We start from the raw sequence: 25,500 nt of genomic DNA on the forward strand, positions 1-25,500 counted from the left end.
CACGGCTTTCTTCACATATAAAGGGTGGCTAACATAATCCCTAATGTTTCTTGGTAAATCTCATCAAATTGACTAATTGGAAGTGGGTTCATACCTGAACCTAACTCGACAGTGTAACCAGGCCTGCGAAACTCCTGTATAAACCAATCCTTGTATCCCGCAAAGCTATCAACATATTGAACGGCCTCATATCCGCTAACACGACTATATTCTTGAACAATCGTTTCAGAGGCTGATGGCTCCATTCCTTGATATCCCCAAAAAATCACTTCGCCTTGTGTATGAAAAGCGTTCATTATTTCAAATGGTCGCGCTCTCGCCAAATCAGCCATGGTAATTGCTTCAGGTTCTGATAATGGTTCGTAACCTGGGAAATCTCGTGGCGCTGGTGAATCCGGTTTTCTGGCTGCTTCTGTTTCCCATAATGCTGGATATTGATTGTTCAGATCCACCCCATTAATATTAGCCTTCCATCCCGAGAAATCCGTATTCCCATTATTGAGTGACAGTACAAAATCTTGTTGTGACCCTGCAGCCTCTGCGCCGTTGATGACAAGGTTAACGCCATCTGGATTTACCATCGGAACAAGAGAGAGCGTATTCGATTCAAAGTAGGTTAACATATCTAACCCACGTATTGGTGAATTATTGGTCAATGCTAATGCATAATCATTCAGGAAGAGCATAATAACAGGGGTAGTGATCCATTCTTGTGCGTGAAAAGATCCATTAATATGTTTTTGTCTTGATCCACTACCTATTTGTAATTCAATTATCTCTTTATCTAATACTGAATTTCCAATCGATTGTTGTTGAATAAAAGGGTAAAGTTCAATAAGTCGTTGGAGATCTGTAACCATTTTTTCATATGTGTAGTCATTTACATCGGTAATAACCGGAGTTGTAATTCGTTGAGGAAGAGTAATTGTTTGCCCAATTTGAAGTTGTGTTGGCTGGACGCTTGGATTTATTCGTATTAAAAGATCAACCGAAATTTGATTGCTTTGAGCGATCGACCATAACGTATCGTTCGTTTGTATCGTATAGGTTACAGCTTGGTAGCCTGGAATGCTTACCTCTTGCCCTATCATAAGTTGATTAGGGTTGAGGTGCTGGTTAGAAGCAATAATTAAAGGAAGAGGGATTCCGAATAATTGACTGTAGTACCAGAATGAATCCCCTTGTATAACTTGAATTTTCATCAACATGACCTCCGTTCTTAGCTGCTATTTCATCCTATGATCGAAAGCCTTGAATCATGACAAATCGCCATTCCATCACTATATGAAATGACGATTTATATTATATCTTGGTCCTAAACGGACATAATCTCATTTTATCTAGAAAGCAGAAGTCCAGCCACCATCAGCGGTAATCGTCGTTCCATTTACAAATTTAGATTCCTCAGAAGCTAAGAATAACGCAACATTTGCGATATCTTCAGGAGTTCCGACGTTTGGAATCAGACTTTGCGCTAATTTTGTTCGTTCAGAACCGTATTCACTGATATTTTTCATAGATCCTTGAATATTTGTTTGAACCGCACCCGGTGCTATCGCGTTACAGCGAATTCCTTTTTGGGCATACATATGCGCTGTATTTTTTGTTAAACCAATGACAGCATGCTTGGAAGCTGTATATGTTGCACCAGCATGTGCCCCGTTTAACCCTCCGGAAGATGCGGTATTAATGATGATTCCTTGTCCCTTTTCCAAGAAAACAGGAACAGCTTTACGCATTGCACGCATTACAGCCTTTGTATTCACATCAAAAATTAAATCCCAACGATCATCGTCAATTTCATTAACCGGTTCGAACCCGTCCATGATACCAGCGTTATTCACTAGAATATCTAACGTGCCGAATTCATTAACAGCCGTTTCTATCATCAGGTCAATATCGTTTGCATTTGTAATATTTACTTCAATTGCCTTAGCTTTTCCACCATTTTTTTCGAGTTCTGCGGCAAGATTATTCACACCATCAGCATTTAAATCTGCTAGTACAACCGCTGCCCCTTCACTTGAAAATCGTTCTGCGATAGCTTTTCCCATCCCAGATGCAGCACCGGTCACAACAGCAACTTTATCTTTTAATATCATCTTCATTCCTCCCATTATGTCAACGTTTAACTATAAATAAACAAATGTTTGTTAATCAACATTTGTTTACAGTATAATCTAAAAAGGATGATAGAAACAATCATCAATCAATGCAGCCATTGTTCGTTAGTGTACATTTTTGAACAATATGTATATATTTTGCGAAATATTAAACAAAAGGAGAGGAATTGTTGATGGATAATTACCATGACAGAAGAGTGCGAAAGTCGAAAATTGCCTTGAAGAATGCATTAATATCGCTGTTACAACAGAAGAATCTTCAACAAATTACAGTGACAGAAATTGTCCAAGCTGCCGACGTTAACCGTGGAACTTTTTATAAACATTTTCAATATAAAGAAGAGTTATTAGAAGAAATGGTAGATGATATTATTGTTGATTTAATTGATTCTTATCGCGAACCATTAAAAGAAGGGGAGAAGATTTCGATCAATAATTTAAATGTGTCTGCTATAAAAATATTTGATCATGTAGAAAATCACGCGGTTTTCTATACGATTATAGCAAAATCCAATGCACTTGTTGGATTACAGAGCCGGATTTGCATGCAATTAACAGATTTAATGAGAGAGGTAGTAGAACAGACGCAGGATATAAAGGGAATTGAACACAATTTATTAGCGAGCTATCAGGCATATGCGATATGGGGTTTAATTATGGAATGGATTAACCAAGATTTTAAATATAGTGCTTGCTATATGTCCAATCAACTGTTAACGATTTTGCAGTTCACAAGATACAGTTAAAGCGAGAGCAATTCCCTCGCTCTAACTATACTTTGCTTGGATACGCCAGTCTAATACAAAATTTCCAAATGGAATAAAGGCGACTGCAATGGCACTAAATAACCAGATAAATGACCAACGTACTTTGTATGTGGTGTACAATGTAAAGAGTATGTATGCAATAAACAAAGCTCCATGAATACTTCCGACAACAGTAACGATTTCTGGTAAACCAGCCCAATACTTTAATGGCATTGCAAGAAAGAGTAAGATTACTAGTGATGTTCCTTCTATAATACCAAGTATTCGGAAACGTTTAATATCCTTCAATGTTCTTCTAGACCCTCCCTTAGCCATTTATCACGGTGTTAAATAAATTCCCAGTGAGGAAAATCTCACTTAATTTAATAGAGTATGCAAGCTATAAACGAAGATCACTAGCTCCGAGCAGCCAGAAACTAGGCGACTTCACGAATCACCATACGCTAAGTCATCATCGGTTCGTAAACACACTGTGATTCCTTTATCTTAGTTGATTTTGAAGTCGCTACGTTTTAATCGGGAGCTTTTCGCTTTTCTTATTATTATAGCAAACATCTTGCTGTAATACACCATGTTTGATGAATTGTAATTGTGCTTGGTAATTATGAATCGATTCGTCTAATGGAAGGTCTTTCGAGAACTTTTCAATAATATTATGAAATGTAATAGCTGAAATCATTTTCATTAATTGAAATAATTCTTCTTCATTTTCAATTTTTAAAGAAGCTAAATCTAATTGATTTTGCACTTGATGAAAATGATCAAGCTTTTCCTTACTAGCAAAGATACCTGATAATGCCTCTTCAATCTTAGAATTCATGTTTAAAAGTGCATTTCGAAAAAAAGTAAATTGTTCTTCCACGATCAATCGGTAAAATTCGATGCAAGTATCAAATAGATTCCCATTATTACTTTGAAGAATACATAAAAATTTTTCCATAGCTAAACTTGTTTGTTGATTAAAAATATAAAAATAAGCATCCTCTTTATCAGTAAAATATTGATAAAAGCTGCCTCGGGGAATTTCTGCATAAGCAATAATCTTAGCAATCGACGCTGAAGCTAATGGAGCTTTCGTAAATTCTCGATGAAGCGCGTCTAGTAATTTTTGTTTCTTTTCCTTAGGCAAGTTAAAAAAAGTCTCGTTCGGCACTTTTGTTACTCCTTTTTATGATTTTTTAGACAATCTGTGAAACAGGAAGTAGATGGAAATATCTTTCATTATTATTTATCTAAATAAATAGTTTTATGCTTTATTAATAGAAAACTCCTTGTGGAAAACACGGAACATGTCACAAAGGAGTCGGTATGGCTAATCATATGCCATGTGTAAGAGTATCTGATTGAATGAATAAGAGAAACGGTATTTATTATATCGGATACAGTTTGAAAATTATAAGAAGAAAATAAAAAATATCACATGTAAACCCTCGTACAATTTATAAACAGGTTCAGTTCAAATCGGTAATAGCGAAAGCGGATGATGATCATTCAATTGATATTTTGCAGTTATGGAATCGGATGCTCTATCACGACAACTGTCCCCCAACCTTTCTTACTGCGGATGATAAATTGATATTGGTTATTAAAAAGTAATGAAATCCGCTTTTTAATATTAGCTAAGCCAATGTGGTTGGTGATATATTCATTTTTATCATGTTCTTCCAATAACTCTTTCATTCTTTCTTTCGACATACCTATTCCATTGTCAATAATCGTAAATCGGATTTTATCTGCTCTTTTTCTAATTTTGATTTTAATCCGAATATTTTTGTCACCGTCACAACCATGTGTGATACTATTTTCAACAATTGGTTGCAAAATAAATTTCAGTACTTGTTCATGAAGGATACGCTCATCGTAATCCCAATCGATTGTAAAACCATGATCAGAACGAATATGAATAATATCTAAGTAGTTTTTGGTATGATGAATTTCTTCTGCAAGCGTCACGGTATGGTGTTTAATCCGTAAAGAGAAATCTAATATATCTGTTAATGTTTCCAGCATTTGTGTTACCTTGTTCGGTTTGCCTGTCAATGCCATTGCTCTCCAATAAATGATTGCTAAGGTGTTCGAAAGAAAGTGAGGATTAATCTGATTTTGTAATGCCGATAATTCGGCTTCTTGAAACTGGTATTTCTTTTCGTGTAATTCCATTTCTAAATTCTTTTTAGCTATAAAATTCTTCAAAAGTTTACGAACAATTAGTTGGTATTCGTTATCTTTGAACGATATATTTTTGATTAATGCTTCTTCATCCTGATTGGATGTATGTAACATCGAAATAATATCACTGACATGACGCGCATTTTTACGAGTTAAATAATAGATCGTTGTCGTTCCGAGCATTAAAGATAAAAGGACAAAAATCAATGTCAATAATCGTAATTGATTGGGTATCCTGTAAATTTCGGCCTTTTCGACGAGTGAAAAATAGCGCAAACCATAGTTGTCGGAGGCAAGTTGATTCACAATATATGCTGTTTTATCTATAGTGACCTCATAGGTGGAACGGTTACTCGGAAGTAAAAAATGTTCCGGATCGATTGAATTACTCATACTGTTACCAAACAATTTATGATTGTTTTCATCCAAGACAAAGATACTTTGGTGGTGATAGTTGTTTAACTCTTTGATTAAATTGGAAAAGTACCGCTGATAAATATTTAAGACAATCAGCCCTTCCGAAGTTTGTGAATTGGATTTGAACACATTTCGAAATACACTGATTACTGGTTCTTGTTTGGTGAATGAATAGTCTGGAATTTGCCGGTTTTTTATCCAAATATCTTCCGTAGTAGAAGTTTCATCAAACTCTTGCAACCAGGAAGCATCAGGCATTTCTTCCACTTCGGTTATGCCGTATCTCGATGTTAAGACACGATTATGTTGGTTTTGGTAGTATATATAAATCGATTGAATATATGGTGTAGCGATTTCTTTTCTTCTAATAGTCCCTTCCTGATAGTTTGCATTCTTTACTTGGTCGTAAGCAAAAGAATCAGCATCAAATATATTTTGTAAGGATAAAATGATTTCCGGATTCCAATTATAATCGAGGTTTAACAAGTACATTTCATTAAGTATCGTATTTGTTTGTTGTTCAATTTGCTGTAAGACATTGGTATGATTACTCTGAATCGATTCCCGCATATATTTGTCGGTAATGAATATTGCAAACGAGCCAAGGATAAAAACAGGAATCAAAAGAGGAAAAACAAACAATAAAATGTTTTTAATTAAAATTTTGTTGTTCATTTTGTGCTCTCCATATTCGCGTTTCTAAAATCCCTTGGGGTGACACCATAATATTTCTTGAAAGTTCTGGTGAAATTCTTCGGGTTATGATAACCGACTGCTTCACTAATTTCATAAGTTTTATAATGATAATCCCTTAACAACTCAGCTGCTTTTTCCATTCGTGTTTTCGTAATAAAGTGGGAAATGTTATCGCCTGTTTTTTCTTTATATAGCCTACTGATATAATTAGGAGACATTTTTAATACATGAGCAATGTCGTCTAAACAAATATCTGCATAATTTTTTTTAATATATTCCTCGATCGTCTGAATAATATTGCCGATGTAATTTTCTTTTTTGTGATGGTGAATCCACTCTTTGTCCATTTGAATTTTTACAGCAGTAAATACTTCCTGTATCTCTTCAAATTTTCCAGGTTTTACAATATAGTCTTTAACTCCATATTTCAAAGCTTCTTTCGCATATTGGAAATCCCGATACGCACTTAAAAAAATGATGTAAACCATAGATTTTTGTTTATGGAGTTCCTTAGCCAATTCAATTCCATCCATTAGCGGCATACGAATATCTGTTAAGATCAGGTCGATTTCGTTTTGCTCAATATACTCCAATGCTTGCTTGCCATTCACACATTGATATACAACCTCAAACCCAAGTTGATTCCAAGGGAAATAATTCGCTAATCCAATTCGTATTTCGGCTTCATCATCGACAATGATCATTTTATACATCACTATTCCCCCCTAAAAGTATCTTATGTTTATCGATCGTAAAAAAGGATACCTTTTTGACAGGGTAGATAAATAGAATGCCTAATTTCATTGTTCAAGCTACTTCCTAATCTTGAAAACGCTTACTATAATAGTCCTAACACAAGGTGTTTACTGAAGAAACGAGGTGAAGTAATGAATGCAGTAGCGCTAACGGAAGTAGTGCGTAAATTCTGTGAGGGACTGATAAAACTTGTTTACCTCAACTTGTTATGGTTATTGTTTTCACTTGTTGGATTAGGAATATTTGGAGTTGTACCAGCGACTGTTGCTTTATGTAAAATTCAAAAATGCTGGCTGGAGGAGGTTCACATCTCATCTGTTTTTTATCAATACTGGCGCAGCTTTAAACAGCATTTTATTCAGTCAAATCTATTAGCAATTGTATTGACGTTAATAGGAAGTCTTATCTATTTTGATTTGAAGTTCTTTATTGAGCAAGGTGGCGTATTATTTCAGATTATCAGTGTTTTTATTTTTATTTTATCTGTTTGGTTTATGATTACTGTTTTATATATTGTTCCGATTTATGTATCTTACCGATTAAAATTGTTTGGTTATATCAAATACGCCTTTATTATTGCGATGTTAAACCCGTTGAAAACAATCGGGATGGCTTTTTCAACCTGGGGGATGGTGTATATTTCCCTTTATTTTCCGCAAGTTTTGTTTTCAATTGGGATCAGTCTCAGCTTTTATATGATCATGATTATTTCCTTACAAGCAATAGATCGAGTAAAGACTTATCAACAAAAGCTTGCTAAAACGGTGTGATAAAACAATGACACTACAGGTGATTGTTTTCTATAAAAATGAAAAAGGGGAGAAATATTATGCAAAAGAAATGGATTTTTTTATTTTTGTTTATCTTGTTGTTCTTATTGTGTAGTTTTGTAACAGCCTGCAGTTCCGGTGGATCAGATGATGGTGATGACAATGCAGATCAAGTGGATGATGCGACAGAACAGACTGGATCAGAAGAAGCGGTGGGGGATGAAGATGCAGAAGTTGAGCTACGGATTTTATGGTGGGGTTCACAAGACAGACACAATCGTACACTGGAAGCGATTGATATGTATGTAGAAGAAAATCCTCACGTCAAGATTTCACCGGAATTTACCGGCTGGGATGGTTATTGGGAGAAGATGGCGACACAAGCAGCCGGAGGGAATATGCCTGATATTGTGCAAATGGATTATGCCTATTTGACAGAATATGTTGGCAGAGATTTATTAGTGGATTTAAATCCTTTTGTTGAAGATGGCACATTAGATTTAAGTGATGTCGATGATATCTATCTAGACGGTGGAAAGGTAGAGGGTGGATTATATGCTGTTAATTTAGGAGCAAATGTTCACGGTGCTGCCTATGATAAGGAAATGTTCGAGGAAGCAGGAGTACCAGAACCAGAGCCAGGTTACACTTATGAAGATTTAAAAAGTTTTGCGGTTGAATTATCGGAAAATCTCGATGGTGCCTATGGAATACAGCCATTTGCAGGAGTCAATAACCTTAGACACTATTTACGACAAAATGGTGTGTCCTTATTTAATGAAGAAGGGACGGCGCTAGGTTATGAAGATGATCAATTACTCATCGATTATTTGCAATTGACGGTTGATATGCTGGAATCAGGAGCGGCGGCACCAGCAGATGTGTTTATGGATGCAGGATCTAATATAGAACAACAGCCGATAGTAAATGGTGAAACAGCAATGTTCCTTGATATCTACAGTAATCAAATCGTTGCATTAGAATCTGCAGCTGGTCGTTCTTTAGAATTAAGTCTCAGTCCTGTTTTAGAGGGTGGAGAACATGGACATTTCTTAAAACCAAGTCAATTTTTCTCGGTAACAACGCATTCAAAAGAACAAGAAGAAGCAGCGAAGTTTATTAGCTATATTACGAATAATTTAGAAGTGAATGAAGTCTTAAATGCTGAACGCGGGGTACCGATCGCAACTGCTGTACGTGATCACCTGCGTGATTTACAAGATTCAGTTGGGGTAAAAATGTTTGATTTCGTAGAATTGGCACAAGATTATTCAAAGCCAATCGATCCACCTGAGCCAGAAGGGGCTACAGAGATTTTAACGTTATACGAAAATGAAGTAGAGCATGCGATTTATTACGATCAAACGACACCAGAAGAAGCAGCAGCCAATTTCAGGGAAAAAGCCAGTGAAATTCTAGCGAAAAACGAATAAAGATAGACTTATTAGCACTGTGATAAAAAGTTCTGCGGCAAGCCATCCTAAGCTGGCTTGCCTACTGACTCAGGAGGTGTGACAGATGAGGGAAAATAGTACAAATGGTAAGAAACTGAGGAAATTAAGGTCTCAAACTTCGATAGATATAATTGGCTTTTCATTTATATCGCCTTGGTTAATCGGTTTTCTCGGTTTTATTGTCGGACCGATGCTCGCATCATTATATTTCTCATTTACCGACTATGACTTATTATCTACTCCGACATGGATCGGGTTAGATAATTATACGAATATGTTTACCAATGATGAACGCTTCATCCAAGCATTAAAAGTTACCTTTATCTTTGTGTTTGGTTCGGTACCATTGAAGTTAGCCTTTGCGTTATTTGTGGCGATGTTATTTAATACGAAAAGAAAAGGCATTGGCCTTTATCGTACGATGTATTATGTTCCTTCCATACTCGGTGGGAGTGTAGCGATTGCTGTAGTGTGGAGACAGTTATTTGGCAGAGACGGTGCAATAAATGATATTTTAGCTTTTTTTGGATTCGAAGGTACTAGTTGGGTAACGCATCCATACTACGCGTTATCGACTTTGATTATATTAGTAGTTTGGCAGTTTGGATCACCGATGTTGATCTTTCTAGCAGGACTTAAGGCAATTCCGTATGAACTATACGAAGCAGCTGCAGTTGATGGCGCCAGTCCGTTTCTTCAGTTTATCAAGATTACGTTACCGATGTTGTCACCTGTTATTTTCTTCAATTTAGTGATGCAGACGATTCAAGGGTTTATGGCTTTTACCCAAAGTTTTCTGATTACGAATGGTGGTCCAATGGATCGAACGTTATTTTACGCGGTATATTTATATGAAAAAGCATTTGCTCATTTTGATATGGGCTATGCTTCCGCATTAGCTTGGGTTTTATTAATTATATGTGCCGTATTTACAGCATTTATTTTTAAAACAGCGAAGAGCTGGGTTTATTACGAGTCGGAAGGAGGTAACTAACCGTGCAGAAAAGAAGAATGCGAAAAACCATTGTCTATCACGGCTTTATCTGGTTGCTAGGTTTTATCATGATTTATCCGATTCTATGGACAATAGCAAGTTCCTTAAAACCAGAATCAGAGATTTTTAGAAATGCTGCTTCTTTGATTCCTTCCGAATGGATGTGGGGAAACTTTACAAAAGGCTGGGAAGGGTTTGGTAATCTATCCTTTTCAACATTCTTTATTAACTCTACCTTTGTGACGACGATGGTAGTGATCGGAACATTATTTTCCTCCACTTTAGTAGCCTTTGGTTTCGCTCGGATCCAGTTTCGCTTTCGTACTATTTTATTTGTTTGTATGATTGTGACCTTGATGTTACCGCAACAGGTCACGTTGATTCCGCAATATATTTTGTTTCACAATTTAGGCTGGGTAAACACTTATCTGCCGTTGATTGTTCCATCATTTATTGGTGGAATACCGTTCTTTATTTTCCTGATGATTCAATTTATTCGTGGTATTCCACGTGAGTTGGATGAAGCTGCCTATATGGACGGAGCCGGCACTTTTCAAATTTTTTGGCGGATTATTCTACCGCTGACAACACCGGCACTAGCTACAGTGGCAATCTTTTCTTTCTATTGGACGTGGGATGACTTTATGACACCGTTAGTCTATTTAAATGATACAGAATTATATACGGTTGCGCTTGGCTTACAAATGTTTTCAGATCCATCTTCATTATCTGCATGGGGTCCAATGTTTGCCATGTCTGTCGCATCGATTGTACCGCAATTATTAGTGTTTTTGTTTTTTCAAAAGTACTTAGTGGAGGGGATTACAGCAGGGAGTGTGAAGGGATGAAGTTGTTACTACTTTTCTTTATTGCGAAATCCCGTCTGTTTAATGCGAAATGAAGCATCTTTATTGCGAAACCAATTTTCTAGTTGTCTAACCAAGTACACTCTCAGTCAAAATCATTCTAAAATAAAACAATATGAGCTATTTTATTAACCTGCCGCTTACCATACAATAAAGTAAGACGATGAGCTGTTTACCACTTAGCGAGATGAAGTAGGAAAATTGCATCATCACATTACAACAGTGTAAAGTTAAAGTTGAAAGCGTTTTATTATTTTTCTAGCACTATATAGAAGGAGTGACAAACAAATGACAAAAGTGAGATTAGGAATTATTGGTTTAGGTCAGCAAGGTGGAGCTTATGGAAATATGATCAGAGAAGGTCGTATTAGCAATATCGAGATTGGCGCAATCTGTGATAACGATCCTGAAAAGAAAAAACGCGCAGATCAGGAATTTCCCGGAGTGCCTTTTTATCAAGATTATATCGAAATGTTAAATAGCGGAAATGTTGACGCGATTGTAACCTGTGTCCCACATTACTTACATCCAGAAATGGGAATCGAAGCCCTTGAACGTGATATTCACGCACTCTTGGAGAAGCCAGCAGGTGTATATACTAAACAAGTCAAGGAAATCAATGAATTCGCCAAAACTAAACCAGATGTAACTTACGCAATTATGTTTAATCAGCGAACCAATCCTCTTTATCAAAAAGTAAAAGAAATCATTGATAATCGAGAAATAGGAAATATTAGAAGGACAAACTGGATTATTACGACCTGGTGGCGTCCACAAGGTTATTATGATGCGGGTTCATGGCGAGCGACATGGGATGGTGAAGGTGGCGGTGTATTAGTGAACCAGGCACCACACCAAATTGATTTATTGCAATGGATTTGTGGTATGCCAGAAAAAGTCTACACGAAGGCACAATACGGCTACCAACGAAACATTCCTGTAGAAGATGATGTAACAACGATATTAGATTACGGTAACGGTGCAACAGGTGTATTTATTACTTGTACCCATGATGTAATGGGGACAGATCGTTTAGAAATTCATGGCGATCAAGGAAAAATTGTTGTAGATGACAGTAAAAAAGTAACGATTAAACGATTGAATAAACCAGAAAAAGAAATGAGCGACACCATGTCGATGCAAGAAGTGTCGAAATTATTCCAAGGAGAAGGACCGGGAGCAATCTATCAAGAGGAAGTGTTAAATTTTGATAGTGTGTGGGGCGGGCAACACATTGCTGTTCTAAAAAATTTCGCTGCCAATATTTTAGATGGAACCCCATTGATTGCACCAGGAAGTGATGGTATTCATGGAGTGGAACTAGCAAATGCCATGCACCTATCCAGCTGGTTGAATAAAGAAGTAACCTTGCCAATCGATGAAAATCAATATCTAGAAGAATTAAACAAATTAAGAGAGCAAGAAATCAGATCAAACATTCATTCATGACAAAGGGTGTGATATTGTGCTGCGAGTGGGAATTATTGGCCTTGGTGATATTTCAAAGATTCATATAGAGGCGATTAACGAAAATGCACATGCTGAATTAGCAGCAGTTTGTGATATAGACCGATCATTAGAACATAGTGTGAAAGGAGTTCCTTTTTTTACAGATTATCACGCAATGTTAGACGAAATAGTCCTTGATTGTGTCCATATTTGTTTGCCACACTATTTACATTATCCAGCAACAAAAGCAGTTGTAGAAAACGGCGTGCATGTAATGTTAGAGAAGCCTCTTGCACATCATGTAAAAGACAGCCGTGCCATCGTAGAGTTGGAAGAGAAACACCCTGATGTGAAAATATGTGTCAGTCTTCAAAATCGGCTGAATGAAACCGTGGAAGAACTAGCATCAATTATGGCTAGTGGTAAATACGGGGAGGTAAAAGGGTTAAAGGGAATTGTCACATGGCATCGTCCTAAATCCTACTATGACGTAAAGCTGTGGCGTGGTTCGATGGAATTGGCCGGGGGCGGTGTCATGATCAATCAAGCCATTCATACACTAGACCTTTTACAATGGTTGGGTGGTAAAATAGATAGTATTCGAGGCTCGATCGATTGTTTACTAGATTATGGGTATGAGGTGGAGGATACTGCAACAGCTCATATAAAATTTCAAAATGGTGCCACAGGTCTCTTTTTTGCGACTAATTCTCATGCCGAGAACTCATCTGTTGAGTTGCAAGTTATCTTAGAGAACACAAAATTGACGATAAAAGACAGTATTTTAACGATAATGAATGATAATGGTAAGGCAGTGAAATTGGTGGAAGACCGAAAATTACCAGGCACAAAATTTTATTATGGAGCAAGTCATGCAAAATTGATCGATCAATTTTACCAAGCAATTTTCCATGATAGTAATGATTACATTCATGCCAGAGACGCACAAACTTCGATGGAAATGATTCATTTAATTCGGGAATCCTCAGATGCGAAACAAACAATGAAGATGAACCTTTTTCATGATCAAACGTAATGTGAAACTATGATCAGTGCGGATTTACAGACGTTTAGCACCATGATAAATGTTTTTATTAGGAAAATTATCTGAAAACACTTACAATAGATAGTAGATTAATAGATGTAAGGAGTGTTAGTGGAATGAGTAAAGCAGATGGTATGAATTATGCACCAAAAGGAAAGCCGAATCCAGTTGTCAAAGAAGGAGAATTTGTCTTTGCAGCAGCAGGATTAGACCATGGACATATTTTCGGACAATGTAATGGACTATTGGAAGCTGGCGCTACTTTAAAGTGGGTTTATGATCCAGATCAAGAAAAGGTAGATAATTTTCTAAAAAAATTTCCACAAGCCCAACAAGCAGAGTCTTTAGAACAAGTGTTAGACGATCAAGAAGTGAAGCTTGTTGCAGCAGCAGCCATTCCATCGGAGAGAAGTACCTTAGGCAATCGTGTTATGAGAGCGGGGAAAGATTACTTCACAGACAAAACACCATTCACAACCCTCGAACAATTAGAAGAAACCAAAAAGGTAGTAGAAGAAACAGGACAAAAATATATGGTTTATTTTAGTGAAAGGTTGCACGTGGAGAGTGCGGTTTTTGCCGGGCAACTAATTGAACAAGGTGCGATCGGTAAAGTGATTCAAGTTACCGGTTTTGGTCCACACCGCTTAAATGCACCGAGTAGACCAGATTGGTTTTTCCAAAAAGAGAAGTACGGCGGCATCTTATGCGACATAGGCAGCCACCAAATTGAGCAATTTTTATTTTATACAGGCTGTGAAGATGCAGAAGTATTACACAGTAAAGTTGGCAATTATGATAATCCTGATTATCCTGAGTTGGAAGATTACGGTGATGCCACATTACGGGGAGATAATGGAGCAACACAATTTTTCCGTGTCGATTGGTTTACCCCTGACGGCTTAAGTACTTGGGGAGATGGAAGAATGTTTATCGTTGGTACAGATGGAACGATTGAAATTCGCAAGTATGTTGATTTAGCGACTGATAGAGGTGGAAATCAGCTTTATCTTGTGAATCAAGAAGGGGAAAAACACTTTGACCTGAATGGAAAAGTAGGTTTCCCATTCTTTGGTGAATTGATTAAAGATTGTATGCATCGTACTGAGAATGCGATGACACAAAAACACGCATTCAAAGCAGCTGAATTATGCCTGAAAGCTCAAGAACAAGCGATAAACGTAACATAAAGAAAACTTGAAGAGGCTGTTCCAAAAGTTATCGTACATAACTTTTGGGCAGTCCTTTTCGTTTCTTACATAGAAAAAATGATGAATCGAACCTATCTAAAGGAAGCGAGAGCGTGAAAAAAATCGTTCTCCCAGCGAATGGATCAAACCTAATCGCATTTTCACCTTGCTTTTTTCTCGAAAAAAAACTACTGACCGTTATCAAAAAATCATATTCCTTTTTCCAAAATTATGTGATAAAATCAAAATAACAACGTTGTTATAAAAAGGGAGTGAGCATTTGACAGAGTTTCTAGTCATCTTTAAAGATGTAATTCTCCCTATTTTTATTTTATTAGCGATTGGGTTTTATTTACATCTTAAATTTACATTGGATTTAGCAACCTTAGCAAAATTAAATATTTATTTTGTTGTACCAGGTTTTATTTTTGTGAGATTATATGAGGCGACTTTTAGCCTCCAGCTTTTCGCACATGTATTAGCATTCTTCTTATTACTTGTTTTTTTGCTCTATTTAGCAGCGATAACCATTGCCAAGTTAATGAAGATAAATGGTGGAAAAAGGACAACATTTGCTAATAGCGTGATGTTTTTTAATTCAGGCAATTATGGTGTACCAGTAAATGATTTAGTTTTTCGCGCTGATCCTTATGCCATGTCGATTCAAGTTATTGTGTTAACCTTGCAAAATATTTTTCTTTTTTCCTATGGGATTTTCTCCTTGCGAGCAACAAAGGATGGAAAATGGAAGGCAGCAATGGGTTATTTTAAAATGCCTGTGTTATATGCGATGCTTTCAGGGGTTTTGTTGAATGCATGGGATGTTCCAATTCCTGAGCCAATTGCGGTATCAGCCAATTACATAGCTGATGCGATGATAGCACTTGCATTAATAACACTTGGTGCACAAGTAGCTAGAATGAAGTTTAAAAAGGGGTTATATACGGTTTATGCAAGTATTACATTACGTTTGATTGGTGGTCCGGTTGTGGCATTTATCATTATTAGTTTGTTTCAATTGGATGGCATGATGGCACAAGCCTTATTGATTGCTTCAGCAATGCCTACTTCCGTTAACAGTGCCGTTATCGCAGAAGAATACAAAAGTCATCCGGACTTAGCTGCACAAACTGTATTATTCTCCACTATCGCAAGCATGCTCACTGTCACAGCAACCGTCTATGTTGCGCAGTTACTGTTTTAAGTACAGGCGTACAAAAGTTACTTCGACGATTTATGATGTCACACGATTGCTAAAGGAAAATAATTAATGGTGCGCCAAACAAAATAGTTAAGCGGTATCATATTAATCAAAAAAAGGAGTGAATCAGATGGGGATTTTACATGAATTAGTGGAAGATATTCCGATTCCTAAAATGATGAAAGTGAAGCAATATTTTGATGATCAACAAATAGATGACTTAGGTGCAGAATTGAATAAGCAATTAAAACAAAAAGATATTGCGAATCAAATTAAACCTGGAATGGAAGTGGCAGTTGCAGTAGGTAGCCGAGGACTTGATCGTCTGGTGGAGACGACAAAAGTGACGATAGATTTTCTAAAAGAACATGGTGCCAAACCTTTTATAGTGCCTTGTATGGGTAGTCATGGTGGTGCAACAGGTCCAGGGCAAAAGGCCGTACTAGAGCATCTCGGTGTTAAAGAAGAGGTAGTTGGCGCAGAAATTCGTTCATCGATGGAAGTCATAAAAATTGATGAGTTAGAAAATGGATTACCTATTTACATTGATAAGATAGCTTCTGAGGCAGATGGCATTGTTGTCATTAATCGAGTAAAACCACATACTGCCTTCCGTGGTCCAGTCGAAAGTGGCATTATGAAAATGATTAGTATTGGATTAGGGAAGCAAAAAGGTGCAGAAGCCTGCCATCAATTAGGTTTTAAACATATGGCAGAGCACGTACCAGCTATGGCAAAAATCATTATCGATCAAATGCCAATTATGTTTAGTGTTGCGACAGTGGAAAATGCATTTGATAAAGTTGCTGAATTAGAAGTTCTATTACCAGAAGAAATTGAAGAACGGGAACCAGAACTACAAAAGCTTGCTAAAGAGTCCCTACCAAAGCTTTTCTTTGACCAGATTGACGTATTGATTATCGATGAAATCGGTAAAAACATCAGTGGTGATGGAATGGATCCGAATATTACTGGACGCTATCCAACACCGTATGCGTATGGTGGTCCTGATGTAACGAAAATGGTCGTTCTCGATCTAACGCCAGAAACAGAAGGGAATGCCAATGGTGTCGGTACTGCTGATTTTACGACACAAAAATTAGTAGACAAAATGAATCGTGAGGCAACTTATGCCAATGGACTAACTTCTACCGTTGTTGGCCCGACACATATTTCGACAGCAATGCCTAATGACAAAACAGCGATTCAAGCAGCAATCAAAACATGTAATATATTAGATTTTACCAAAGCTAGAGTAGTTCGTATTAAAAACACACTAGAAATTGGGGTGATCGAAGTATCTGAAAATATGTTGGAAGATGTGGAAAAGCATGAGAGTATCGAGAAATTATCAGTCTTATACGACTTGTCATTTAATGAGGAAGGAAATCTAAAATAAGCGAGAGAGGGGAAAGAATATTAATGAGTAAATTATTTGATTTGACGGGGAAAGTAGCAGTTGCACTTGGAGGTAATAGTACGTTAGGTGGTTCCATGGCAAAAGGGTTAGCAGAACATGGAGCGAAAGTAGCTATTGTTGGTCGTAACCTTGATACGGCAGAGGAAGTTGTGAAAGAAATAGAACATGCTGGCGGCGAAGCAAAAGCTTTTAAAGCTGATGTAAGCGATCTTTCTACAGTAGAAAACGTAGCAACAGAAATCGAAGAGTGGTCAGGAGGATGGGATATTCTCCTTAATGCGCCAGGTATGAATAGTACTACACCCTATCTAGAACTAACAACAGAAGAATGGGATAAAATTATGGATGTGAATTTAAAAGGTATTGTCTTTGCTACGCAAATTTTTGCGAAGAAAATGGTAGAACAGCAGCGGGGTGGAAGTATTATTAATATTTCTTCTGTATCATCTACCACACCATTATCTAAAGTGTTTACGTATTCTGCATCAAAAGCAGCAATCAATAGTGTAACACAATACTTAGCACGTGAATTTGCTCCGCATAATATTCGAGTAAATGCGATTATTCCAGGGTTCTTCCCTGCCGAACAAAATCGTAAAATTCTAAGTGAAGATCGTGTTCAATCTATTATGGATCATACACCGATTAAACGTTTTGGCGATCCAGAAGAATTACAAGGTGCAACAGTCTATCTTGCGTCTGATAAAGCAAGTGGTTTTGTTACTGGTGAATTACTCCGCGTTGATGGTGGATTTGGCAGCATGACGATATAATATAAAGAGATGGTGAGCAAGGTGTTAACAAACCGCGTAAGGGAGGGAGATAGAACATGCATGAGCAAAAGCATCAAAAGTTAGTATCTATTCTCCAGGAAATGAAGCAAGTAGTGGTGGCTTTTTCAGGTGGTGTAGACAGTACCTTTTTGTTGAAAGTAGCGGTGGATACTTTAGGTGTCGATAACGTTCTGGCAGTTACGGCTGATTCTGAAACATACCCAACTAGTGAATTAGAAGAAGCGAAACGACTAGCTGAGCATATTGGTGCTAGACATCAGGTGATTGAAACGAGTGAGCTAGCGATTCCTGGTTATACAGAAAATGATAAAAACCGTTGCTATTTCTGTAAAAACAGTTTATTCGAGCATCTCGTACCTATTATGAAGGAGAAAGGATTTCAAAACATTGTCTATGGTGTCATTGCCGATGATATGAGCGAGTATCGTCCGGGGATGAGAGCTGCAAAGGAACAAGGTGTACGTGGACCATTACAAGAAGCCGATTTATATAAAGAAGAAATTCGTGAATTGTCTAAACAAATGAGCTTACCAACATGGGATAAACCATCTTTTGCATGTTTATCTTCAAGAATTGCTTATGGCGAAACCATTACAAAGGCGAAGTTGACGAAAGTGGAGAAATCTGAAGCCTTCTTGAAAACAATTGGTATTCGCCAGGTTAGAGTTCGTACCCATGAAGAAATTGCACGAATTGAAGTAGAACCACAAGATATGCAGAAATTATTAGCAAATCACCAAAGAGTAACGGAAAAATTACAGAGCTATGGCTATAAATTTGTTACAATGGATTTAGTAGGTTATAAAAGCGGTAGTATGAACCGCGCTCTATCATAGTAAAGGGGTAAAAGCTTTGGATTTTTCCAAAGCTTTTACTAGCTGGGTGAAGGGGGATATTATGGAGGAAGTAGTAATCGGTCTTGATTTCGGGACTACAAGTGTAAAAGCAGTAGCATTCGATTTACAAGGCAAGGTAAAAGTAGAAGCAGAACAATTAATTGAAACGTATTATCCAGGACCATCTTTTGTCGAACAGAGGCCAGAAGAGATTGAAGCTAGTACAAGAGAAGTATTAAAGGATGTTTTTACGAAAACGAAACAGCTACATGTATTAGCAGTAGGTATCTCCTGTGCCATGCACTCATTAATATGTGTAGATAAGGATGGCAGGCCACTATCAGATATGTCGATCTGGTCTGATGGTAGAAGTAGTGAATTAGTTGCGAATCTAGATCCTGCTGTTAAAAAGAGTGTCTATAGTAAAACGGGGACACCCATTCATCCGATGTCACCATTATTAAAATTAATGTGGATGAAAGAAAATGATTATCAACCTTATCAACAGGCTGCCTATTTTATGTCGTTGAAAGAATATCTACTATTTAATTGGTTTGGTAAACGTGTGATAGATTATTCAATGGCATCTGCAACCGGTTTAATGAATGTTAAATCATTAGATTGGGAAGAGGAAGCATTAGAGCTTGCCGGAGTGAAACGTTCGCAATTATCAACGATTGTTGGACCGACTGAAGTAGTTGAAGGCTTAAACGAGGATATCGAAGCCGAGTTAGGTTGGCCTAAAGGCACACCATTAGTAATAGGTGCCGCAGATGGACAGCTAGCTAATCTTGGGAATGGAGCCATTAAGCCTGGAGAAGTTGCGGTAACTGTTGGGACAAGTGGTGCAATCCGGCAATTGATTTCCGGTCAACATGTAAATGACAATGGTGAAACATTTAGTTATGCCTTTACTTCTGACACTTCGATCATCGGTGGTCCAACAAACAATGGTGGGATTGCCTTACAATGGTTGAAGGATATGATGGAATTTGATGGTAGTCATGAACAATTTTTAGCAGGTGCAGAAAATGTAGAAGTTGGCGCAGATGGATTATTTTTTGTTCCATATGTGAACGGTGAACGAGCACCTGTTTGGAATCAAAATGCGAGAGGTAATTTTTATGGTTTAAGTATCACCCATCGCCGTCCGCAATTAGTTCGAGCTGTACTAGAAGGAATCGTTTTTAATTTGTATCAAATCGGTCAATCATTAGAGGAAATTGCCGGAGCTCCAACGACAATCTCCGTGAATGGAGGATTATCGAAATCTCCTCTATGGGTGCAAATTTTAGCAGATGTATTTGGCAAGGAAATTCAATTAGCTGACACTCACCATGGAGCGGCATGGGGAGCAAGCTGGACAGCACTCGTAGCAATTGGTAAAGTAGAATCATTCGAACAAATTAAAGAGAATATACCAATTGATCAGGTTGTCAAACCAAATATGGAAAACCATGAAAGATATAAAGAGGTATTTAAGAAATATCAGCAAATTGCTAAGGATATAGAGAAGTATTTTTAAAAAGTGGCCATAAATTCATCGAAAGTGGCCATAAAAAATGTTTGTATCAGTTTATGGATGTGATGAAATGCTAGAAGAGATATTACAAAAAGTAGCTAATGGCGAGCTATCACCTGATAAGGCGAAGGAAAAGCTTGCTACATTTGAAAATCTCGGATTTGCCAAAGTCGATCACCATCGAAAAAAACGTCAAGGCTTCCCGGAAGTGATTTTTGGCGAGGGAAAAGAACCGTCACATATTATCGATATTTCCCGGGCAATGATGGCGAAAAAAGAGAATATTTTAATAACAAGAGTTACATATGAAAAAGCACAAGTAATTATGGAGCGATTGCCTGATTTTCAATATGATCATACAAGCAGAACTCTATTTATGCAAACTAGTCTAGAATCTCATCATTATAATGGCTATATCGCCATCGTTTGTGCAGGTACTTCGGATTTGCCTGTTGCAGAAGAAGCAGCAAAAACAGCCGAAGCCTATGGTGTGGAAGTTAGACGTTTTTATGATGTTGGTGTTGCGGGGATTCATCGGTTAATGGCACATATTGAGGAAATAAGAGAAGCAACGGTTTCTGTCGTGGTAGCAGGAATGGAAGGCGCATTACCGAGTGTCGTTGGAGGACTAGTTTCTCACCCGATCATTGCAGTACCGACAAGTATTGGTTACGGTGCTAATTTTCAGGGACTATCGGCATTATTAACGATGCTCAATTCTTGTGCATCGGGAATTAGCGTGGTCAATATTGATAATGGCTTTGGCGGGGCCTATAATGCAGTGATGATCCACCGAATTGCCAATCAATCATGAACTCGTTTCTACTAAAATGGAGCGAAAGCATTATTTCTTTTCAGAAAAGGGGCAATCTATATGAAGAAATTGGTTTTCATTGTGTTAGTAATCGTTGTTCTTGCTTTAGTAGGATGTAACGATAAACCAACACCTGAAACAAACGCAAAAGCAGATCAAGCAAACGAATTAACATTAGCAATTGGTGGCGAACCAGAGGGTGGTTTTGACCCGACAACAGGTTGGGGGAGATATGGCTCACCGCTTTTTCAAAGTACATTATTAAAACAAGATAGCGAAATGGAAGTTACCTATGATCTAGCAACAGATTATCAGGTATCAGAAGATGGATTAACATGGGAAGTGACACTTCGGGATGATGCAACATTTTCTAATGGTGAATCCGTAACAGCTGATGATGTGATCTTTACATATGAAACAGCAAAAAAATCGCAATCGGTTGTCGACTTAGCAGACCTTGAAAACATCGATAAAGAAGGTGATTATCAAGTTACATTTCACCTATCACAGCCTCAATCAACATTTTTATATACGCTGCAACGATTAGGGATTGTTCCAGAACATGCTTATGATGAGGATTATCCAGAAAACCCAGTTGGTTCAGGACCTTATCAATTAGTGGAATGGCGCAAAGGAGAGCAATTAATCGTTGAAAAAAATCCACACTACTATGGAAATCAGCCTGTATTTGAAAAGCTTACCTTTTTATTTTCTGGAGAGGATCAAGCACTAGCAGCAGCAAAAGCAGGGGAGGTCGATGTATTATCGGTCCCGATTACAATGGCCAATCAAGAAATTGCTGGTATGAAGCAAATCTCCTTACAAAGTGTAGATAATAGAGGTGTGATGTTACCATATCCGGAGCCAACAACAAATGAAGATGATGAGGAAGTCGGTAATCCGGTAACGTCAGATCCTGCTATCAGAAAGGCACTCAACTACGCGATTGACCGAGAAGTCATTGTGGATGGAGTGTTAAATGGTGAGGGAACAGTAGCTTATTCCAGTACAGATGACTTACCTTGGGGTAACTCGGAAACAGCAATGGAAGATGCTGATCAAAAGCGTGCCGAACAAATTTTAACAGACGCAGGCTGGAAACGTGGAGAAGATAATATTTTTGAAAAAGATGGACAAAAAGCTAGTATGACGTTGTATTATCCGTCAGGTGATCAAATGAGACAAACTTTATCTCTTGTGTTCGCAGACATGATCAATGATTTTGGTATAGAAGTCATTACGGAAGGTGCGAGCTGGAATGAAATTGAACAAGAAATGCATGCTAATCCTGTCATGATGGGGTGGGGGAGTCACGACCCTCTTGAATTATATTCTTTATATCATTCCTCGATGCAAGGGATAGATTACTATAATGCTAACTATTATCAAAACGAGCAAGTAGATCAATATTTAGAGCAGGCAATTCATGCAAGTACAGAAGAAGAGGCCAATGAATATTGGAAATTAGCCCAATGGGATGGGAATACAGGTATGAGTACATTAGGAGATGCTCCATGGGTTTGGCTCGTGAATCTTAATCATATCTATTATGTTAGCGAAAATATTAAGATAGGTGAACAAAAAGTACAACCTCATGGTCATGGCTGGCCAATTACTGATTTTATTACAGAATGGCAAGTGATGGAATAGAAAAGAAAGGAGACGAACGTAAATGGCAATTGCGATTATAAAGAAATTGGTACGATTAGTGATATTGCTGTTTACGGTAAGTCTCCTTACTTTTTTACTTGTCAGCATGTCTCCGGTTGATCCGATAAGAGCATATATTGGTACAGATATGCTGCTGGTAAGTCCGGAACAACGGGAGCAGATCGAAGCATATTGGGGATTGGATCAACCTCTTTTCACTCAATATGTACAATGGATTTCTAGTATTCTATCAGGTGATTTTGGTACATCATTAATCCATCGAGTGCCTGTAACAGAGGTAATAGCTGATCGGTTTTTCTCTTCGATTCTATTAATTACTCTCGCTTGGCTTATGTCAGGAATCTTAGGGATTGTATTAGGCTCTGTTGCTGCCATGAAAAAGGGATCATGGCTCGACCACGTTATCAAAGGGTATTGTTATTTGTTACTTTCTACACCAGGGTTTTGGCTAGGACTATTACTCTTAATGGTGTTTTCGGTCTGGCTTGGTATTTTTCCAACAGGATTAAGTGCCCCGATAGGCATGACTACAGGGGACGTCACCTTACTTGATCGCCTTTATCATGCTATTTTACCAGCTTTAACACTTAGTATTATTGGTGTTTCCAATGTCTGTTTACATACACGAGAAAAATTGATAGATGTACTCAACACCCCTTATATTCACCAGGCGAGAGCTAATGGTTATCAAGGTATCCGCTTATTTAGGAGACATGGCTTACGTAATATGTTGTTACCAGCTATTTCGGTACACTTTGCCTCTTTTGGTGAATTATTTGGTGGTGCAATAATCGCTGAGCAAGTATTCAGTTATCCTGGATTAGGACAAGCGGTGGTGGATGCTGGTCTGCAAGGTGATATGCCACTTTTTCTCGCAATTGTTCTGATTAGTGCCGTGTTTGTTTTCGTTGGAAATTGGATAGCAGATATCTTATATCTCGTTTTAGACCCACGTTTACGAAAAGGGGGGAAAAGTTCATGAATAAAAACATGATGATCCCGCTTTTTCTATTTCTAACTTGCTATGTACTATCATTTCTAATTAAAGATACAATAAGTTTGGAATTAACGAATAAAAATCAAGCACCGAGTTTATCGCATTTGTTCGGAACGGACTGGCTAGGACGCGATATGTTACTCCGAACGTTGAAAGGGATTCAACTTAGTATTACACTTGGTGTGGTGACGGCATTGCTTTCGACCAGTTTAGGATTATTGCTGAGTCTCTTGGCAATAGTCCATCCCTATCTGGATAAGATGGTCTCCTGGTTGATCGATTTATTTTTGAGCTTACCACATCTAGTTACATTAATATTAATTTCATTTGTTTTAGGTGGTGGATTTAAGGGAGTAGTAATTGGTCTCATGCTGACCCACTGGCCGGCGATTACGAGGGTACTCAGGGCGGAGCTTTTACAGTTACAGACCATGCCATATATCCAAATATCGAAACAACAGGGGAAACGGTTTTGGTGGAGGGCAAGACATCATTTTATTCCACACCTGTTTCCGCAATTAATGGTAGGCTTTACCTTAATATTTCCACATGCAATACTGCATGAAGCATCGATCACATTCTTAGGATTTGGTTTAGCAGCAGAACAACCGGCGATTGGTATTATTTTATCGGAATCGATGCAGTATTTATCTTCAGGTATGTGGTGGCTTGCCTTTTTTCCAGGTGTGACACTGTTATTGATGATGTTGCTATTTCAACGTTTTGCCAATGCATTCAAACACCATTTAGAAAGGGATCGTTCCTATGAACACTATTTTAACGGTTAATGGCTTATCTGTTTTTCATCAGCAATCAGAACATTATTTGCTAGAAGATATCGACTTTTCGTTATCCAAAGGGCAAGTCTTGGCGCTTGTAGGATCCAGTGGATCAGGTAAAAGCTTATTAGCACAAGCTATTTTGCAGTTGCTACCTGAAAACCTATGTTACAAAGGAGAGGTATTATATAGCGGTCGTCAGGTTAATCATTATGACCGTGGCAAAAATATCGTATTGATACCGCAATCAGTAGAAGCACTGGATCCTCTGATGAAAGTTGGTAAACAAATAGAAGGCTTGATTCAAACCGAGGACTCTCATCAGGTAATGCTCGACTTATTAGCGCGATTGGGACTGAAAGCTGAAATTGCAGCCCGTTATCCGTTTCAACTATCGGGAGGACAAGCACGTAGAGTGTTAGCAGCAATTGCATTAGGTAGTTCTGCCAGCATTGTGATTGCGGACGAGCCAACTCCTGGTCTTGACAAAGAGGCAAAAAATGAGATGATTGCTTTATTAAAAGAGGTGCAGCAAGCAGGAAAAGCGATTCTTTTGATTACACATGATTTCGATGCAGTCCTTCAGCTTGCAGATCGTGTAGCCGTTTTATATCAAGGGAGCATCGTTGAAGTTACGGATGCTAATCATTTCTCAGGTGATGGACAGAAACTAGCACACCCTTTTACTAAAGCTTTATGGCAGTCCCTACCACAGAATTCATTTATTAAATGAAATAATTTTTTTAAATGCCAAATCTAACAAGGGAACA

24 protein-coding genes are annotated in these 25,500 nt (G+C 37.8%); 18 read left to right on the forward strand and 6 right to left on the reverse strand.

What is annotated here, in order from left to right; all coding sequences use genetic code 11:
* Window positions 1-11 precede the first annotated feature (11 nt).
* Window positions 12-1,202 (reverse strand): M14 family metallopeptidase, encoded by a 1,191-nt coding sequence (locus GHT08_RS16095; RefSeq protein WP_163582497.1) that lies wholly within the window; start codon window positions 1,200-1,202, stop codon window positions 12-14.
* A 138-nt stretch (window positions 1,203-1,340) separates the two neighbouring features.
* Window positions 1,341-2,102 (reverse strand): glucose 1-dehydrogenase, encoded by a 762-nt coding sequence (locus GHT08_RS16100; protein ID WP_163582498.1) that lies wholly within the window; start codon window positions 2,100-2,102, stop codon window positions 1,341-1,343.
* A 194-nt stretch (window positions 2,103-2,296) separates the two neighbouring features.
* On the opposite strand from GHT08_RS16100, the gene GHT08_RS16105 reads away from it, so the two are divergent.
* Entirely contained in the window at window positions 2,297-2,869 is a 573-nt protein-coding gene (locus GHT08_RS16105) for a TetR/AcrR family transcriptional regulator (RefSeq protein ID WP_163582569.1), read from the forward strand.
* Window positions 2,870-2,890: 21 nt separating this feature from the next.
* On the opposite strand, the gene GHT08_RS16110 is transcribed toward GHT08_RS16105, so the two are convergent.
* From GHT08_RS16110 to GHT08_RS16125, 4 genes are all read right to left on the reverse strand, one after another.
* A complete protein-coding gene (locus GHT08_RS16110; RefSeq protein ID WP_238343598.1) occupies window positions 2,891-3,178 on the reverse strand; it encodes a DUF3817 domain-containing protein in 288 nt (95 codons plus the stop codon).
* A gap of 217 nt (window positions 3,179-3,395) precedes the next feature.
* Window positions 3,396-4,043 (reverse strand): TetR/AcrR family transcriptional regulator, encoded by a 648-nt coding sequence (locus tag GHT08_RS16115; protein WP_163582500.1) that lies wholly within the window; start codon window positions 4,041-4,043, stop codon window positions 3,396-3,398.
* A gap of 356 nt (window positions 4,044-4,399) precedes the next feature.
* Window positions 4,400-6,151 (reverse strand): cache domain-containing sensor histidine kinase, encoded by a 1,752-nt coding sequence (locus GHT08_RS16120; protein WP_163582501.1) that lies wholly within the window; start codon window positions 6,149-6,151, stop codon window positions 4,400-4,402.
* A complete protein-coding gene (locus GHT08_RS16125) occupies window positions 6,148-6,885 on the reverse strand; it encodes a response regulator transcription factor (protein ID WP_163582502.1) in 738 nt (245 codons plus the stop codon). The genes GHT08_RS16120 and GHT08_RS16125 overlap by 4 nt, the downstream gene beginning before the upstream one ends.
* Window positions 6,886-7,059: 174 nt before the next feature.
* Between GHT08_RS16125 and GHT08_RS16130 the strand changes: the two genes are divergently transcribed.
* The 17 genes from GHT08_RS16130 to GHT08_RS16210 all read left to right on the forward strand — a co-directional run bounded on the left by GHT08_RS16130 (window position 7,060) and on the right by GHT08_RS16210 (window position 25,463).
* Window positions 7,060-7,698, forward strand: coding sequence for a YesL family protein (locus GHT08_RS16130; RefSeq protein ID WP_163582503.1), 639 nt, complete (start codon window positions 7,060-7,062; stop codon window positions 7,696-7,698).
* 59 nt (window positions 7,699-7,757) lie between these two features.
* Window positions 7,758-9,131: an ABC transporter substrate-binding protein gene (locus GHT08_RS16135; protein WP_163582504.1), complete on the forward strand. Its 1,374-nt coding sequence runs from the start codon at window positions 7,758-7,760 to the stop codon at window positions 9,129-9,131.
* Between the two features lie 85 nt (window positions 9,132-9,216).
* Window positions 9,217-10,146, forward strand: coding sequence for a carbohydrate ABC transporter permease (locus GHT08_RS16140; RefSeq protein ID WP_163582505.1), 930 nt, complete (start codon window positions 9,217-9,219; stop codon window positions 10,144-10,146).
* 2 nt (window positions 10,147-10,148) lie between these two features.
* Window positions 10,149-10,994, forward strand: coding sequence for a carbohydrate ABC transporter permease (locus GHT08_RS16145; RefSeq protein WP_202882533.1), 846 nt, complete (start codon window positions 10,149-10,151; stop codon window positions 10,992-10,994).
* Between the two features lie 306 nt (window positions 10,995-11,300).
* A complete protein-coding gene (locus GHT08_RS16150) occupies window positions 11,301-12,461 on the forward strand; it encodes a Gfo/Idh/MocA family protein (protein WP_163582506.1) in 1,161 nt (386 codons plus the stop codon).
* Between the two features lie 16 nt (window positions 12,462-12,477).
* Window positions 12,478-13,497 carry a Gfo/Idh/MocA family protein gene (locus GHT08_RS16155; RefSeq protein WP_163582507.1) on the forward strand — a complete coding sequence of 340 codons (1,020 nt, stop codon included), beginning with the start codon at window positions 12,478-12,480 and terminating at the stop codon, window positions 13,495-13,497.
* A gap of 125 nt (window positions 13,498-13,622) precedes the next feature.
* Window positions 13,623-14,696, forward strand: coding sequence for a Gfo/Idh/MocA family protein (locus GHT08_RS16160; protein WP_163582508.1), 1,074 nt, complete (start codon window positions 13,623-13,625; stop codon window positions 14,694-14,696).
* Between the two features lie 280 nt (window positions 14,697-14,976).
* Window positions 14,977-15,900, forward strand: a complete 924-nt coding sequence (locus GHT08_RS16165; RefSeq protein ID WP_163582509.1) for an AEC family transporter — start codon at window positions 14,977-14,979, stop codon at window positions 15,898-15,900.
* A 127-nt stretch (window positions 15,901-16,027) separates the two neighbouring features.
* On the forward strand, window positions 16,028-17,296 hold the full coding sequence (locus GHT08_RS16170; RefSeq protein ID WP_163582510.1) for a nickel pincer cofactor-dependent isomerase, group 22: 1,269 nt from the start codon (window positions 16,028-16,030) through the stop codon (window positions 17,294-17,296).
* A 23-nt stretch (window positions 17,297-17,319) separates the two neighbouring features.
* Complete coding sequence (locus GHT08_RS16175; protein ID WP_163582511.1) at window positions 17,320-18,090, forward strand: SDR family oxidoreductase; 771 nt, start codon at window positions 17,320-17,322, stop codon at window positions 18,088-18,090.
* A 56-nt stretch (window positions 18,091-18,146) separates the two neighbouring features.
* Window positions 18,147-18,947: an ATP-dependent sacrificial sulfur transferase LarE gene (larE, locus tag GHT08_RS16180; protein WP_163582512.1), complete on the forward strand. Its 801-nt coding sequence runs from the start codon at window positions 18,147-18,149 to the stop codon at window positions 18,945-18,947.
* A 61-nt stretch (window positions 18,948-19,008) separates the two neighbouring features.
* On the forward strand, window positions 19,009-20,472 hold the full coding sequence (locus GHT08_RS16185; RefSeq protein WP_163582513.1) for a gluconokinase: 1,464 nt from the start codon (window positions 19,009-19,011) through the stop codon (window positions 20,470-20,472).
* A gap of 67 nt (window positions 20,473-20,539) precedes the next feature.
* Window positions 20,540-21,283, forward strand: coding sequence for a nickel pincer cofactor biosynthesis protein LarB (gene larB, locus GHT08_RS16190; protein WP_163582514.1), 744 nt, complete (start codon window positions 20,540-20,542; stop codon window positions 21,281-21,283).
* A gap of 60 nt (window positions 21,284-21,343) precedes the next feature.
* A complete protein-coding gene (locus tag GHT08_RS16195; RefSeq protein WP_163582515.1) occupies window positions 21,344-22,933 on the forward strand; it encodes an ABC transporter substrate-binding protein in 1,590 nt (529 codons plus the stop codon).
* Between the two features lie 22 nt (window positions 22,934-22,955).
* Window positions 22,956-23,936 (forward strand): ABC transporter permease, encoded by a 981-nt coding sequence (locus tag GHT08_RS16200; RefSeq protein ID WP_163582516.1) that lies wholly within the window; start codon window positions 22,956-22,958, stop codon window positions 23,934-23,936.
* Complete coding sequence (locus tag GHT08_RS16205) at window positions 23,933-24,739, forward strand: ABC transporter permease (protein ID WP_163582517.1); 807 nt, start codon at window positions 23,933-23,935, stop codon at window positions 24,737-24,739. The genes GHT08_RS16200 and GHT08_RS16205 overlap by 4 nt, the downstream gene beginning before the upstream one ends.
* A complete protein-coding gene (locus tag GHT08_RS16210; RefSeq protein WP_163582518.1) occupies window positions 24,717-25,463 on the forward strand; it encodes an ATP-binding cassette domain-containing protein in 747 nt (248 codons plus the stop codon). Before GHT08_RS16205 ends, GHT08_RS16210 begins: the two co-directional genes overlap by 23 nt.
* Window positions 25,464-25,500: the final 37 nt, after the last annotated feature.

Source organism: Gracilibacillus saliphilus, from assembly GCF_010994085.1.
Lineage (GTDB): Bacteria > Bacillota > Bacilli > Bacillales > Amphibacillaceae > Gracilibacillus > Gracilibacillus lacisalsi.

Excerpts from the sequence above, each read along its gene's own strand:
- GHT08_RS16200 (WP_163582516.1), top strand. The coding sequence starts at position 22,956 with ATGGCAATTGCGATTATAAAGAAATTGGTACGATTAGTGATATTGCTG.
- GHT08_RS16175 (WP_163582511.1), top strand. The coding sequence starts at position 17,320 with ATGAGTAAATTATTTGATTTGACGGGGAAAGTAGCAGTTGCACTTGGA.
- GHT08_RS16130 (WP_163582503.1), top strand. The coding sequence starts at position 7,060 with ATGAATGCAGTAGCGCTAACGGAAGTAGTGCGTAAATTCTGTGAGGGA.
- GHT08_RS16100 (WP_163582498.1), bottom strand. The coding sequence starts at position 2,102 with ATGATATTAAAAGATAAAGTTGCTGTTGTGACCGGTGCTGCATCTGGG.
- GHT08_RS16125 (WP_163582502.1), bottom strand. The coding sequence starts at position 6,885 with ATGTATAAAATGATCATTGTCGATGATGAAGCCGAAATACGAATTGGA.
- GHT08_RS16095 (WP_163582497.1), bottom strand. The coding sequence starts at position 1,202 with ATGAAAATTCAAGTTATACAAGGGGATTCATTCTGGTACTACAGTCAA.
- GHT08_RS16210 (WP_163582518.1), top strand. The coding sequence starts at position 24,717 with ATGAACACTATTTTAACGGTTAATGGCTTATCTGTTTTTCATCAGCAA.
- GHT08_RS16140 (WP_163582505.1), top strand. The coding sequence starts at position 9,217 with ATGAGGGAAAATAGTACAAATGGTAAGAAACTGAGGAAATTAAGGTCT.
- larB (WP_163582514.1), top strand. The coding sequence starts at position 20,540 with ATGCTAGAAGAGATATTACAAAAAGTAGCTAATGGCGAGCTATCACCT.
- GHT08_RS16160 (WP_163582508.1), top strand. The coding sequence starts at position 13,623 with ATGAGTAAAGCAGATGGTATGAATTATGCACCAAAAGGAAAGCCGAAT.
- GHT08_RS16205 (WP_163582517.1), top strand. The coding sequence starts at position 23,933 with ATGAATAAAAACATGATGATCCCGCTTTTTCTATTTCTAACTTGCTAT.
- GHT08_RS16195 (WP_163582515.1), top strand. The coding sequence starts at position 21,344 with ATGAAGAAATTGGTTTTCATTGTGTTAGTAATCGTTGTTCTTGCTTTA.
- GHT08_RS16170 (WP_163582510.1), top strand. The coding sequence starts at position 16,028 with ATGGGGATTTTACATGAATTAGTGGAAGATATTCCGATTCCTAAAATG.
- GHT08_RS16150 (WP_163582506.1), top strand. The coding sequence starts at position 11,301 with ATGACAAAAGTGAGATTAGGAATTATTGGTTTAGGTCAGCAAGGTGGA.
- GHT08_RS16120 (WP_163582501.1), bottom strand. The coding sequence starts at position 6,151 with ATGAACAACAAAATTTTAATTAAAAACATTTTATTGTTTGTTTTTCCT.
- larE (WP_163582512.1), top strand. The coding sequence starts at position 18,147 with ATGCATGAGCAAAAGCATCAAAAGTTAGTATCTATTCTCCAGGAAATG.
- GHT08_RS16105 (WP_163582569.1), top strand. The coding sequence starts at position 2,297 with ATGGATAATTACCATGACAGAAGAGTGCGAAAGTCGAAAATTGCCTTG.
- GHT08_RS16185 (WP_163582513.1), top strand. The coding sequence starts at position 19,009 with ATGGAGGAAGTAGTAATCGGTCTTGATTTCGGGACTACAAGTGTAAAA.
- GHT08_RS16135 (WP_163582504.1), top strand. The coding sequence starts at position 7,758 with ATGCAAAAGAAATGGATTTTTTTATTTTTGTTTATCTTGTTGTTCTTA.